The organism is Niastella sp., assembly GCF_045805085.1.
Classification (GTDB): Bacteria; Bacteroidota; Bacteroidia; order Chitinophagales; family Chitinophagaceae; genus Niastella.
The window spans coordinates 1-14372 of record NZ_JBJMLX010000198.1; the positions used below are offsets into that span (position 1 = coordinate 1).

At 43.8% G+C, this 14372-nt stretch carries 11 protein-coding genes; all 11 read left to right on the forward strand.

Annotation, left to right across the window (positions count from 1 at the left end; translation table 11 throughout):
• Positions 1-23: 23 nt before the first annotated feature.
• Positions 24-2456, forward strand: a complete 2433-nt coding sequence (locus tag ACJ751_RS10055) for a GumC family protein (RefSeq protein ID WP_407745358.1) — start codon at positions 24-26, stop codon at positions 2454-2456.
• Positions 2453-3529, forward strand: coding sequence for an NAD-dependent epimerase (locus ACJ751_RS10060; RefSeq protein WP_407745359.1), 1077 nt, complete (start codon positions 2453-2455; stop codon positions 3527-3529). The genes ACJ751_RS10055 and ACJ751_RS10060 overlap by 4 nt, the downstream gene beginning before the upstream one ends.
• A gap of 21 nt (positions 3530-3550) precedes the next feature.
• The gene (locus tag ACJ751_RS10065; RefSeq protein WP_407745360.1) at positions 3551-5152 is read left to right on the forward strand and encodes a lipopolysaccharide biosynthesis protein; all 1602 of its coding nucleotides are present in this window, start codon (positions 3551-3553) and stop codon (positions 5150-5152) included.
• A gap of 19 nt (positions 5153-5171) precedes the next feature.
• The gene (locus ACJ751_RS10070) at positions 5172-6305 is read left to right on the forward strand and encodes a glycosyltransferase family 4 protein (RefSeq protein ID WP_407745361.1); all 1134 of its coding nucleotides are present in this window, start codon (positions 5172-5174) and stop codon (positions 6303-6305) included.
• Between the two features lie 340 nt (positions 6306-6645).
• Positions 6646-7581 carry a hypothetical protein gene (locus tag ACJ751_RS10075; protein WP_407745362.1) on the forward strand — a complete coding sequence of 312 codons (936 nt, stop codon included), beginning with the start codon at positions 6646-6648 and terminating at the stop codon, positions 7579-7581.
• A gap of 31 nt (positions 7582-7612) precedes the next feature.
• A complete protein-coding gene (locus ACJ751_RS10080; protein ID WP_407745363.1) occupies positions 7613-8767 on the forward strand; it encodes a glycosyltransferase family 4 protein in 1155 nt (384 codons plus the stop codon).
• Between the two features lie 28 nt (positions 8768-8795).
• A complete protein-coding gene (locus tag ACJ751_RS10085) occupies positions 8796-9959 on the forward strand; it encodes a glycosyltransferase family 4 protein (protein WP_407745364.1) in 1164 nt (387 codons plus the stop codon).
• A gap of 12 nt (positions 9960-9971) precedes the next feature.
• On the forward strand, positions 9972-11012 hold the full coding sequence (locus ACJ751_RS10090) for a glycosyltransferase family 4 protein (protein ID WP_407745365.1): 1041 nt from the start codon (positions 9972-9974) through the stop codon (positions 11010-11012).
• Between the two features lie 31 nt (positions 11013-11043).
• Entirely contained in the window at positions 11044-12030 is a 987-nt protein-coding gene (locus tag ACJ751_RS10095; RefSeq protein WP_407745366.1) for a polysaccharide deacetylase family protein, read from the forward strand.
• 10 nt (positions 12031-12040) lie between these two features.
• Complete coding sequence (locus ACJ751_RS10100) at positions 12041-13060, forward strand: DUF354 domain-containing protein (protein ID WP_407745367.1); 1020 nt, start codon at positions 12041-12043, stop codon at positions 13058-13060.
• 5 nt (positions 13061-13065) lie between these two features.
• Positions 13066-14372 (forward strand): nucleotide sugar dehydrogenase (locus ACJ751_RS10105; RefSeq protein ID WP_407745368.1); only part of this gene is annotated, 1307 nt, incomplete at its 3' end.

A 14372-nucleotide genomic window follows, 5' to 3' on the forward strand; every position in this document is an offset into this window, starting at 1 on the left:
GACCACATTACAAGAAATTAATTATGCAAGCTAATTTAAACTCGAAAAGCGAAAAGAATATCGGTTCGCTGATCATCAACTGGTATTTGCCTTACTGGCCATTATTTCTCATACTTATTGTTGTTGGCCTTGCGGTCGCATGGGCTTACATGAATTTTGTTGCAGTAAAGGTGTATGAAAGCTATGCCACCGTTATGGTCAAAGATGAGAAAAAGGGCGTGGATGAATCGGGCTCCATGGAAGCACTGCAAATTTATCCCACCAAAAATATTGCTGAAAATGAAATAGAGGTCCTTCATTCAAAAACACTGATGAACCAGGTGATTAACCAGTTGCTGTTATATGCGCCTATCCATGAGGCGCCCGATTTCAGCCTGGGAAAATTTAATCAAACCTCCGCCTACATCAGTTCTCCGGTCTCAATAGTGGCAAAGAACCCCGACGAGTTGACGGAGACCGGGGATACTGATATCGCCATAGCTGTAAATTATTACTCTCCTAAAGAACAGCAGGCAGCCTGGAACGGGTACCACGACAAAGTAAAGGAAGTGATAATTGAGAACAGGAAATACCCGCTTAGAATGTGGTGCAAAACACGCTGGGGCGACCTGAAATTTATCCCAAACGAAAAGCAATCAGCAACACCTGTGGGTCCACTGTTCTTCGCATTGAACAGGCCTAAAGATGTGGCCCCCGGTCTTCTCCTCAACCTGGTTGTAAACTCACCTAATAAATTGTCAACCACCATTGACGTTACGTTGCGTGATGAAATACCCAAACGGGGTGAAGACATTCTGAATAAACTGCTGATCGCTTATAACCGGCAATCCATTGATGAAAAGCAGGGGATGGCCGCCAATACGCTTGAGTTTATTGAAGTACGCCTGGTAAAAGTAGAAAGAGAATTAGACTCCATTGAAAACCTCGTACAAACGTTCAGGACCGATAAAGATGTGGTTGACCTGGGCGAACAGGGTAAAATGTACCTGCAAAACGTGGGCGACAATGACCGGAAAATAGCCGACCTGAGCATGCAGGTGGCAGCGCTCGATGAAATGGAAGGCTATGTGAATTCAAGATCGAGCACCGGCGACCTGGTACCTTCAACACTGGGCATTGCTGACCCGGTACTAAGCGATCTGATGCAGAAATTATACAACAAAAAGATGGAATATGCATCTCTGATGAAAACAACGGCGGAAAATAATCCATCTGCCATTGGCGTGGCCAAAGAGATCGAACAACTCAGACCGTTAGTACTGGAAAAATTAAGGAACTATCGCCTTAGTCTGGATGCAGGTAAAAAGAACCTCACATCAATAAGCAGTAACTATAATTCCATGCTGCGCACCATTCCACAAAAAGAACGGGAATTGATGAGTATCAGCCGTGAACAGGCGATAAAGAAAGGTATTTACAGTTACCTGCTCGAAAAGCGTGAGCAAACTGCATTGTCCAGTTCGAGCGCCAATTCCGACAGCAAGATCATTGACATGGCCAGTACTTCCGTAATCCCGGTTAGTCCCAAGAAAATGCTGACCTACTTTGGAGTGCTGGCAGTTTTTGGCGGTTTGGGCATCGGCATTGTATCCCTCAAGGAAATGATGAACAAGAAGATCCTGTTCAGGTCTGAAATTGAATCGCTCACCAATGTGCCGGTGATCGCAGAGATCTCGGCCAACAAGGACAAGGAATCCCTGCTGAACAGCAGCTCCAAGGTATCCATTGTTGCCGAACAGTTCAGGCACCTGCGCGCCTCCATTGGTTTATTTGGCCGTAAAAAGGAGATCAATATAAAAAGGATCCTGATCACCTCCAGCGTTCCCGGAGAGGGCAAAACCTATATAAGCACCAACCTGGCTACCAGCCTGGCCCTGGCCGGCCACAAGGTGGTACTGGTTGACCTCGATATCAGAAAGCCCCGAACATCTGCGCTAATGGGCATAGACCAACAGGCAGGGGTAGCTGAATTCCTGGAGGGATCAAAAAAGCCGGAAGAAATTATTATGACCACCGAACACAAAAGTTTGTTTGTGGTGAGTGCGGGCCGGGGCGAAGAAAATTCGCGGGAATTGATCCTGAGCGGAAGGCTCGACATCCTGATCGATTATCTCAACAAAAGGTTCGATTACATAGTACTGGATGCCTCCCCCATTGACCCTGTTTCTGACTCCTATACATTTTCCGAGTTCTGCGATATTACCCTGTTTGTGATCAGGCATAACCGCACGCCAAAAACCATGGTACAAATACTCGACAATAACAATAAGTTCAAAGCCCTGAAGAATCCACGCATCGTATTCAACGGCATCAGATCGAGAGGTATTTTGAAAGGCATGTATGGCTATAGTTATGGATATGGCTATGAAAACGTTTATCGCGACCGCGAAAATAAAAGATCCAAATTCCAGAAGATCTTTCATTTTTCAAAAAAAGATAAAAAAATAAGGGTATGAACATTCTGATAACAGGTAGTGCCGGATTCATCGGTTATTTTCTTACCAGAAAATTGCTGGAACGTGGTGAAAATGTAGTAGGTCTTGATAACATCAATGAATATTACGATACCAATTTAAAATATGCGCGGTTGGCTGAGAATGGCATTAACAAGAACAGCATTGAATGGAACAGCACGGTGAACAGTAGCAAGTATGGCAATTACCGGTTCATTAAACTAAGCCTGGAAGACAAACAAATGCTGATGAATCTTTTCAGAAAGGAGAAATTCGACCTGGTAGTTCATTTGGCAGCGCAGGCAGGCGTACGATACTCAATTAACAACCCGGATGTATGTATTCAATCGAACGTAGTGGGATTCCTCAATATTTTAGAAGCCTGCCGGCACCATGACATTCAACACCTGGTATATGCAAGTTCATCGAGCGTATATGGTTTAAATGAACAAATGCCATTCTCGGTTAACCAAAGCATCGGCCATCCCATCTCTTTATATGCGGCAACGAAAAAGTCGAATGAACTGATGGCCCATGTGTACAGTTATTTATTCAACCTGCCTACCACTGGCTTACGCTTTTTTACGGTATATGGGCCCTGGGGCCGGCCCGACATGGCCTATTTTCTTTTTGCCGATGCAATTATAAAAGATCAACCCATTACGGTGTACAACGGGGGCCAGATGAAACGCGATTTTACGTATATAGATGATATTGTTGAGGGCATTGTGCGGGTACTTGACAAACCTGCCCAACCTGATCCTGACTGGAGTGCGCTGCAGACCGATCCTTCCAGCTCCATAGCGCCCTATCGCATTTATAATATCGGCAATGATAACCCGGTTGAGTTAATGGATCTGGTAAAGGAAATAGAAAAGAATTGCGATAAGAAGGCAAAAATAGAAATGAAGACCGGCGAACGGTGTGAAGTGGAAACAACCTGGGCAGATATAAACCAACTCGCCACCAACTTCCATTACCGGCCCTCCACGTCTCTGCAAACGGGCATAAAGGAATTCATTACATGGTATAAGTCATTTTATGCTATCGAACAGTTGGAAATGGTGCATGTATAACGCTTTTTAATCATCCCTCTCATGATCACGGAACCTTTGATAAATAATCCGGCTGAGCCAGTTATTACCAGCAAAAACGGTGAAGGCAAAAAGGAAAATCTGAAGCAACGAGCCTACCTGAATACGCTTTCCAGCATGCTGGATTACATTGCCAACCGGCTTACCGGTTTATTTGTAAATCCGTTTATTGTGGGCGGGTTGGGCAGCTCCTTATTCGGCATTTGGCAAATGCTTGGCCAGTTAACGGGGTACATCAATATTACTGATACCCGGGCATCGCAGGTGCTGAAATGGACGGTTGCACAAAAAAAGGATGTGGCCACTGCAGATGAACTGCAAAGCGATGCCGGCGCCGCCTTTATCGTATTGCTTTGTATAATGCCGGTGCTACTGATAGGTGGCAGCATTATTTCCTGGTACGCCCCGTTTATTACGCACGCCGGTCTGGCACATTATACATTGATAAGGACCACTTGCTCCCTGCTGGTGTTTTCCCTTATTATTTTCAAATTTTTCGAATTGTTTGAAGCGATCCTGCGGGGCATGAACCTCTCGTTCAAACGGATGGGCTTACGCGCAGGCATCGTGATCATTGGCGGCGGCTTAAAAGTACTGGTCATTAAAATGGGGTATGGTCTGGCTGGCCTGGCAGCCGTTCAACTGGTTGACACCCTGCTCACCGGGCTCTCCTTTTATGCAGTTGTAAAAAAGAATATTGGCTGGTTCGGGATCAAAAGACCTTCACGGGCCAATATTTTACGGTTCGGGAAATTAAGCGCCTGGTACCTGGCCGATGCGGGCGCCAATGTAGTGAACAGCAACAGCGACAAATTGCTATTGGGCATCATCACCAGTCCTGTAACTGTAACTTACTACACCCTTACGAAGTTTATTCCAATGGCTTTACAGGGTATTATAAACAGGTTGATATTAGGTATAATGCCAGGCGTAGGAAAACTGCTGGGCTTGAAAGAATACGAAAAAATAAATAATGTAAGAAAAAAAATAAACAGCGTCACCCTGTTGCTGACCACCGCTTTTGGCGTCACTGTTATTCTATTCAACCATACCTTTTTAAAAGTATGGGTAGGCAAAGAACATTTTGCCGGTCAGCTGGCGAACGTGATGATCATGATTACCATCATGCAGGACACCTTTGTGAAGAATGATGCCTGTATCATCAGCGCTACCCTGGATATTAAGAAGAAGGTTTTTCTTACGCTGATCTCGGGCGCCCTGTTTGCAGGTTTTGGAATTCTGTTCGCAAGCAAATGGGGCATTGTAGGCCTTTGTTTGGCCCTTATCATAAGCCGCTTGTTCTTATTTATAGGGCAACGAAAAATACTGGCCGGTATTATGCAGTCAGGGGCGCAAAGTGAGTTCAGAATTAGTTACCGGCCTTTTTTCACCTCCTTTATTTTATTTGGCCTGGCCGTATGGCTGGCCTCCATAACCGGTGTTGTTACAATCTATCAATTGGCCCTATTGGCGCCAACAGTCTTCCTTACCTCATTAATTGCATTTTACTTTTTTGGATTGCGCAAAACAGAGAGACAGGAGTTGCGCCAAATGGTAACCTCCATAAAATTCCTCAAATCTGATAAAGCCTTCAGCAAAAACTAGCAACCTAAACAACAAGTACATGAAAATCCTTTTTGTGGCGCCGAGGTTCCATACCAACCAGGTTCAGATAATAAAAATATTGCTGGAAAAAAACCACGAAGTGTTTTTTCATGTATCCTGTATAGGCGCCACTGAAGACCATAGCCTGGTAACACCGGTTTGTTATAAACAAAGTAAACTGAGCCGGTTCATTGAAAAGAAATTCGATAAAGGCCAGTCAAACAAACGGTTTTATTTTCCCGGTGCGTTCACCTATTGGCGGGCAATGAAGCAACTACAACCACAGATCGTTGTGATCCGTGATCCCTACAAACTATTCTCCCAATTGGCAGCTTTTTTTGCATTGCTGATAAAAGCAAAGATCATTTTCTATACCCAGGAAGACCTGCTAAGAACCAGATCACGAAAAACACTTTTAAAGCAAAAGTTCACAATAGATTTTTTCAAAGCAGCTTGGATAACACCGATAAAAAGCAACGATTCACCAGGAGAAAAGGGGTGGCCCAGGTATATGTATCACGTTCCCTTGCCAGTTAGTATTACTCCAGAACACGCCTGCAGAAAAGACATATCCAACGAAGGGCCCGGAATTTTAATGATTGGTAAATACCATCAGGAAAGGAAGAAACATATGCTTTTTCTGCAGGCACTGGGGGAACTTAAAAACCAGTACCGGTTCACGGCTACTATTGCCGGTGAGTGCGCTAATGAGGAACAACAAACCAGGTTCATGAAAATTAAAGCAGCCGCTTATGACCTCGGATTGAACGACCGCGTTGAGTGGAAACAAAATGTTCCTTTTAGCCAGATGTCGACCTTATATGCCTCGCACAACATTTTTGTATTACCGGCCATCGATGAACCATATTCCATCTCGGTGAACGAAGCCATGGGCTGCGGTCTGCCGGTGATCTGTACCGATACCTGTGGCACCAAATTCAATATTCATAATGGAGAAAACGGGTTCGTTATTAAATCAAACAGCCTGGAAGAACTGACTGCGTCATTGGAAGCACTTTTATCCAATTACAGCAAACTGGATCAAATGCGATTAAAAACCCTGCAATATGCCAGGGAGAATTTGTCAGGCGATGCTTTCTATGCAAAATTCGCCCAGGTTGTCCGGGAACGCTTTTCAATTATTATGAACTGATAAGAAGAATATTATGGATTCGTTTATTCTGGTCATTAAAGTTGTATTCATATTTGGGCTTTCAGCATACATTCTATTTAAAAAGAGTGACTTCTGTGTTGTGTATTTGTCTGTACTTTTTTTTACTGAAAAAATCGTCAGCGACGTATCACCGGCCTTTCTTTATTACGGAATAATAACGTTGTTAATTTTAGTACAGATAATAAAGAACCCTTCGTTCTACCGGCAAAATATCTGGGCTGTTCTTTTAATAGGATATTTTTTGCTGCTGCTGAACAGATCGCAAGACCTGGTACTTGTACGGCCTTACGTTTTTTCCGTGTGCTGGTTTTTTATATCGGTGCCACTAATAGCTGCGCTCTATAAAAGCCATCCGCCAGCCGTTATTTACCAGGAATTGTCACAGGCAGCGCTTTTGATACTTATTCTTTTTATAATGAATTCAATGGCGGCCACCATATATAAGTTTGCCCCTGCAGAAATGTACGGGATCAAGTCGGGCATTTTATATGGCAACCTGTATGCCGCGGCCTTCAACACGTTACCGCTCGCTATTTTTGTTGTACTTAACAGGGGTATTAACGAAAAGAAAGTGCTTTATCTGGGTGTTGCCATGGTTGCATTCTTTCTCGTTTTGCTCTCCCTTCGGCGCACGGTTATGAGCTTAAGCGCACTGGCTCTTCTTATAAACCTGATGACCATGCTCACCCGGCAAAAAGCAAAAGTGTTACTGGTTGCCCTGGGCGTTTTAGGGGCCGTTGCTTATTTTATTTATACTGAAACTGATTTCATGAGCGAGTTCAAACAACGGGTAGAGCTACGCAAACTGGATGACCGGGACCTGGCAGAAGAAAAACGATTCCTTGAATACGATCTTTTATATGCTGATATGTTTGTGTATCATGCCTACAGCCCCTGGACCGGCTACGACCTATTTAACAGCGCCGGTAATTATGGGAATGGCATCCTGGGCGACAGAAGCCTGCATGGCGATTTAACCAACATTACCCATTCGAGCGGACTTATAGGCCTAACCCTTTACCTGCTTATGATGGGCACAGCCTTTCTGAAATCGTTCAGGGCATCGGGCACCTACCAGGAGAAATTGATCATTCTGTTTTGTTGCGCCACCTTCCTGGCATATACCGGTAGTGGCCGGTATACCGAAGCCGCAGCATCGGTATTACAGATGTTGGTGCTTATGCTTCCCGTATCAAAACAGGAAGAAGTTCCTGAAGAACAGCCTTACCTCTTTAAACAACCTGAGATCGTATAAAACTCAACTCCTCATTCTCAACTCTACAACAATGGCAAGGTTCTTATTTATCGATGAAAAGATCATTAACCTGATGCAGGTAAATGAAAAGCCCTGTGGCGGTTCTGCAGTTCAAACCTATGGCTGGATCCTGGGGCTTATAGAACAGGGACAGGAAGTATTGGTAATGACGAATACCGATAGTAAATACGTATTAAAAGATGAATGCAGGAATATCAGGATCCTTCCGATGTACAACTTCAACAAAGGTATCCGGTGGTTCCGGTGGCTCTATTACCGGTTGCCGCATACTTATAAAAAGATCAAAGCAGCAAAACCTGACTATCTCTATTCGGGTATTGCGGGCTGGGGCACCCTGCTGTTGGCAATTACCTGCCGGATATTACACGTTAAATATATTCAACGCATCTCCAGCGATGCACATTTAGACAAGCGTTTCCGTGAAAGCAATTCAGCCATACATCAATTACTGATGTATTGGGGGCTCAAAATGTCGCATCATATATTATGTCAGAATAATTACCAGCTACTAAAGATCAAAAAGAAATTTCCCCATAAATCGGCCATAAAAATTTCCAACCCATATTATTTAAACAATCAGGAACTGCCCAAAGAAGATCATTCAGGCGGTTATATAGCCTGGCTTGGCCTGTACAGATACCCTAAAAATCTAAAGCTGTTATACCAGGTTGCCAGTCTTTTAAAAAAAGAACAATTTATGGTTGCGGGTAAGGCCGGATCGAACAGTGATGAAGAAACCAGTACCTACCTGGAAAAATTAAAACAGTTACCGAATGTAAAATTTTCAGGTTTCCTGGATAGAACACAGGTGCTGCCGTTTTTGGCAAAAGCAAAATTCTTATTGAACACCTCGCGGTTTGAAGGATTCAGCAATACCTTTCTCGAATCATGGTCGGTTGGTACGCCTGTTCTATCAACCATAAACGTGAATCCCGATTCAATTATTTCGAATCATGAACTTGGAATAGTGTATAAAGATGTGTTTGAACTGTGCAGTAAATATGCTTCGGTAACACCTCAGCTGTATCAACTGATGGCGGAAAACGGCCGGCAATATGTGGCCCACTATCATGATTACAGAATAGTGGCCAGGCAACTGCTCAATTACCTTTCAAAGACTGATAAGCCCATCACCAGTAGTACCTACTTTAATGCCCCTGCTTAAATGCAATTCACAAAGAAAATCTTTCGACATGACAGAGAACAACCAAAAGACCCGGATTATTTTTTTTATCGGAAGTTTAATGGGGGGCGGAAAAGAAAGGAGGCTGATAGAACTGCTTACTTACCTGCAGGGTAAGGAACAATATGAACTAATGGTTATTGTAACCGATCCAATGATCGAATATCCTTCCTTTTACAAGCTTAACATTAACTACCAGGTTATCCCGAAGAGCTGGAAGAAAAATGACCTCACCATTTTTTTTAAATTCTATAAAAAATGTAAACAGTTCAAACCACATATCATTCACACCTGGGGGCGCATGCAATCGTTTTTTGCACTTCCGGCAGTTATAGTAATGGGTATTCCGTTGGTGAATGGCCAAATTACCTGTGCCCCATCCAATGCAACAAAATGGTCGTTTAACGGATTGATTGATCAGATCAATTTTAGTTTTTCAAAAATCATTATTGCCAACTCACAGGCGGGGTTGATTGCATTCAGGCCGCCGGAAAGAAAATCTAAAGTAATTTATAATGGCTTGAATTTTTCTCGTTTCGAAAACCTCGCTACCCCGGAGGCAATAAAATTAAAACATGGTATCAAAACGCCATATGCAGTGGTAATGGTTGCCAGCTTTTCGAACAAAAAAGATTATCCGTTATTTTTCTCCATTGCCGAACAAATTACCGGCACCAGGGATGATATCACCTTTGTTGCAGTAGGCGACTTTACTGACTCACAGGTTGAACCATACCACGAACTGGCTAAACTGAACTCAAGGATAGTGCTCACGGGAAGAATTAATGAGGTGGAAGCTTTGGTGAACAGTTGTACCATCGGGGTTCTTTTTTCAGATAAAATAAATGGAGAAGGGATCTCAAATTCCATCATTGAATATATGAGCCTGGCCAAACCTGTTATTGCCAATGATGCCGGCGGCACCAAAGAGATAGTGCATCACCAGGTGAACGGTTATCTGCTCACGCATGAAACGGAAAAAGAAATTATCGAACTGATCTGCGGTTTGATAGATAACCCCGAAAAATGTACCGCGTTTGGAAAAGCAGGCCTAAAGATCATTGAAGCATTCTTTTTACTCGACCGGATGGGAAACGCGTTTGTACAAACCTACGAGGATGTTTTAGCCGGGGAAGAACTAAAAAAAAGTAAACCCAGTATTATATTACCCTGATAATTTGACTTTATGAAAGTGCTTTTTGTTTGCAGTGGCAACAATAAAAATTTCGGCATAGTGCCCTTTATTAAAGACCAGGGCGAGTCGTTGAAAAGTGAAGGTGTAGCCGTTGACTATTTCCCCGTTGTTGGTAAAGGATTGCTGGGTTATATAAAAGCCGGCTTCAGACTTCGCAGGTTCCTGCAAAAAAAACAATATGATCTTATTCATGCACACTTCACTTATTGCGGCTGGACAGCACTCATTGGCGCCGGAAGAAAAATACCCGTTGTATTGTCACTAATGGGCACCGATGCCAATGGTGAATACAAGGGAAAGAACACAGTGGTGTTGAAAAGCAAGCTATCCTCCTTTCTCACCTGGCTGATACAACCCTTCGTTAGCGCCATTATTTCCAAATCTGCCAATATCTCCGCATCGGTTTACCGCAAGCAGCAATCATTCATTATTCCCAATGGCGTAGATCTTGAAAAATTCAAACCACTGTCACCGGACGAACGCGATGGGCATTTGGCTTCCAGTGGAAAAAAGAAAGTATTATTCCTTGGTAGCAGAACCAAAACCGGAAAGAATTTCGCTTTGGCGCAGGCAGCCCTTCAACAACCAGGAATGGAGAATGCAGAACTGATCTCTCCATACCCGGTATCGCATGAAGAAATTCCCTGGTATTTGAATGAAGCGGATGTATTGGTATTTCCCTCTTTTATGGAAGGTTCACCGAACGTAATTAAAGAAGCGATGGCCTGCAACTGCCCTATTGTATCGACAGACGTTGGGGATGTAAAATGGGTGTTAGGCAATACCCCCGGATGCTACCTGGCTTCTTTTGATCCCAGGGAATTTGCAGAAAAGATCCATATGGCATTACATGAAACCAGGCTTACTGGCAGAACCAACGGCAGGCAACGCATTATTGACCTTGGGCTCGATATGGATACCGTTGCCAGGCGGATCGTTGACGTGTATAAAAGATCAATCCTGGGACCTTACGAGTATTCCAGCGTTCCTAAAAGCCATGTTAACCCAGCCAGAACAGAAACAACAATATAAAATTGATTAACGACCCCTAAGTGGTATGAACATGAAAAAAAACCTCAGAAATGTGCTTGCGCATTTGGCAGCGAATGCCCTTATCCTCACCGGGCGGGTAAAACAGGCAACCCAAAAAGCACTGGATACAGAATGTATCCTTTCCCTTTATTTTCACAAGCCGGCAAAGGATGAATTTGAATTCACGATCAGGTGGTTCAGGAAAAAAGGCTTCAAATTTATAAGTCCCCATGATCTCGAAAAAATCATAAACGGTGAAATACCTTTTCCAAAAGGAGCGGTATTGCTCTCCGTTGACGATGGCTGGCAAACCAATCTAACCAATGTAGTGGAAGTGGCTATCAGCAACGAAGTGCCGGTAACCATTTTTGTTTCCACCACCCCGGCTGAAGAAGGCGCCTACTGGTGGTCGTATGTAACCCAGGCAAAGCGGCAGGGACTGACCAGCTTTTCAAAACAACAGTTGAAAAAAATACCGGAAGAAGAACGGGTTAATATACTACAGGAAATTAAGCAGATGATTTATCCCGGCCGCGACGCCATGACGGTTGAGCAGGTTAAAATGGCGGCCAGGTCGCCTTATATCACGATTGGCTCTCATACCCAAACACACCCGATATTGATCAACTGTCCCGAAATGCAGGTGTATGAAGAATTAAAGGGGTCACGGCAGAAGCTGGAGTCATGGACAGGAAAAGAGGTGGCTTATTTTGCTTACCCCAATGGTGATTACAGCCGGCGCGAAATCAAGGTCCTGAAAACATTGAATTACCGGCTGGCATTCTCTTCACAACCAAAATATTTAACCCCGGCGTTGCTGAGTGAAAGTTTTACCATTCCCAGGTTTGGCTTTTTAGAAGGCGCATCCCATGCAGAAAACATTTGCCGCATGACGGGAGTTTGGCAACCGATGATGCAGAAACTGGCGCATAAGAAAACTGCACAACCAAAAAAAGATAAGAACTGGTTCAACGACCTGTTCTTTGGAGAAGACCGCATTCAGAAATTAGACATGTAGTACAACAGGTATGAAAATCCTTTTTGACATCAAACATCCCGCCCAGCTGAATTTATTCAAAGGGCTCACCAATGAGTTGCAGGAAGAAAACTGGGACGTAACCATCTGTTATTTGCAAAGAGGAAAGCTACCCAACATAATAAAAAGAGAATACCCAAATTTTCAATTAGTTCCCGTGGGCAGCAGCCACGGTACCCGCTGGTCGATTCTCTGGAATGGCAATATAAAACGCACGCTGGCTTTTTTAGACCTGATCAAAAAAGAGAACTATAATATATGTGTGGCAGCAAGCAGTATACCACTGGCATTGGCCTGCAAAATTGCCGGAATTCCGATCATCCAGTTTTATGATGATCCTGAGCGGAAACAGGTCAACCAGATCAATGCCAGCCTGTCTACCCAATTGTTCTTTCCACCCATTGTTAAAAAGAACCATAAAGTATCGGTTTTTAATTGTTTAAAAGAATGGAGTTACCTGAGCCCGAAACGGTTTCACCCGGCGGAAGACATCCCGGCTAAACACGGGCTTACCCCGTATGACTACATTTTCATAAGAGAGGTCAGTAATAAATCATTTAACTACTATAACCAGCAGGATGGGATCGTGGGTTCTTTTGCCGGCCAGATACAGGCAAACACAAAAGTTATTTTATCACTCGAAGATAAGAGCATGGCCGGCAGGTATCCGAAACACTGGACCATTTTGCAGGAACCGGTTGAGGACATTCACTCTCTGATCTATTATTCCAGAATGATGATCTCATCTGGCGACAGTATGGCAAGAGAAGGCGCCATGCTGGGAGTGCCCAGCGTATACTGTGGAATCAGGAATATGAAGGCGAATGATCTGTTGATGCAATCAGGTATGCTGGAACATTTACCAGCTGAAACTGCTTTGACATTTATAAACAAAACGTTGCAGAAAAAATTCGATGTGGAAAACCAAACCCGGGTTAGAAACAAATTGCTCGATCAATGGGATGATATGACAGCATTCATGAAAGAGCAGATCAATCGCTATAAATCGTAAGTACTATGACAATTTCAATTTTTGGACTAGGGTATGTCGGATGCGTTAGTCTTGGATGCCTCGCCAAAAACGGGCATGATGTGATTGGTGTAGATGTAAGCAGTTTCAAGGTTGATCTCATCAACCAGGGCAAACCTACCATCATTGAAAAAGACATTAACAACATCATCAGCGAAGGCTTTGAAAGCGGCCGTATTTCAGCTACCGAATGCCCGGAGGAAGCAGTGCACAATTCTGACATTAGTATTATTTGTGTAGGCACACCGCCTTCTTTACACGGACACCTGGATCTTTCTTACATTTTCAAAACGGCCGAACAAATAGGCAAAGCACTGAAAACAAAAGAAAGTTTTCACACCGTGGTTATCCGAAGCACCGTGGTGCCGGGCACCAACTACCGCTATGGCAAGCTCATTGAAGAATCTTCAGGCAGGAAAAGAGGCGAACATTTTTCAGTGGTATCGAACCCGGAATTTTTACGCGAGGGCTCTGCGGTGCATGATTATTATCACCCCTCAGTTACGGTAATTGGTGGTGATAATACCTATGCCATGGAGCAGGTGGCTTCCATATACAGTTGCCTCGAAGCGCCCATTGAAATAACGGATGTGAAAGTAGCCGAGATCATCAAGTATGTGAACAACTCCTTTCATGCATTGAAGATCGCGTTCACCAATGAAATAGGAACCATTTGCAAGGCGCTCACCATCGATCCGTTTAAAGTGATGGACCTGTTTTGCAAAGACACCAGGCTGAATATTTCACCGGCTTATATGAAACCGGGATTTGTGTATGGCGGTTCGTGCCTGCCTAAAGACCTTAAGGGGCTGGTGACAATGGGCCACGATAATTACCTGGACACCCCGGTGCTGGCCATGATAAACTCCAGCAACGAGCAACACAAGAAAAAAGCTTTTGAATTAATAAGCGGTACGGGCAAGAAAAACATTTGCCTGGTAGGATTGAGTTTTAAAGAAGGAACAGATGACCTTCGGTTCAGTCCATTTGTTGAACTGGCAGAAACGCTGATCGGGAAAGGATATCATGTTACTATTTATGATGAATACGTCCGGTTGTCGACACTCATCGGCGCCAACAAAGCTTACATCAATGAACGGTTACCGCATTTATCAGAGCACCTCACCTATAATCTGGAAACCGCCATTTCTGAAAACGATGTGGTGATAATAAGTCATAAAAATTTCGACGCAAAAACCTACCGCCATCTGCTGAAAGAGAAAACGGCGATAATTGATCTGGCCAGAATTCATGAACTGGAAGAACTAGCCAATTATGAAGGTATTTGTTGGTA

Excerpts from the sequence above, each read along its gene's own strand:
- ACJ751_RS10100 (WP_407745367.1), top strand. The coding sequence starts at position 12,041 with ATGAAAATCCTTTTTGACATCAAACATCCCGCCCAGCTGAATTTATTC.
- ACJ751_RS10085 (WP_407745364.1), top strand. The coding sequence starts at position 8,796 with ATGACAGAGAACAACCAAAAGACCCGGATTATTTTTTTTATCGGAAGT.
- ACJ751_RS10055 (WP_407745358.1), top strand. The coding sequence starts at position 24 with ATGCAAGCTAATTTAAACTCGAAAAGCGAAAAGAATATCGGTTCGCTG.
- ACJ751_RS10090 (WP_407745365.1), top strand. The coding sequence starts at position 9,972 with ATGAAAGTGCTTTTTGTTTGCAGTGGCAACAATAAAAATTTCGGCATA.
- ACJ751_RS10065 (WP_407745360.1), top strand. The coding sequence starts at position 3,551 with ATGATCACGGAACCTTTGATAAATAATCCGGCTGAGCCAGTTATTACC.
- ACJ751_RS10095 (WP_407745366.1), top strand. The coding sequence starts at position 11,044 with ATGAAAAAAAACCTCAGAAATGTGCTTGCGCATTTGGCAGCGAATGCC.
- ACJ751_RS10070 (WP_407745361.1), top strand. The coding sequence starts at position 5,172 with ATGAAAATCCTTTTTGTGGCGCCGAGGTTCCATACCAACCAGGTTCAG.
- ACJ751_RS10080 (WP_407745363.1), top strand. The coding sequence starts at position 7,613 with ATGGCAAGGTTCTTATTTATCGATGAAAAGATCATTAACCTGATGCAG.
- ACJ751_RS10060 (WP_407745359.1), top strand. The coding sequence starts at position 2,453 with ATGAACATTCTGATAACAGGTAGTGCCGGATTCATCGGTTATTTTCTT.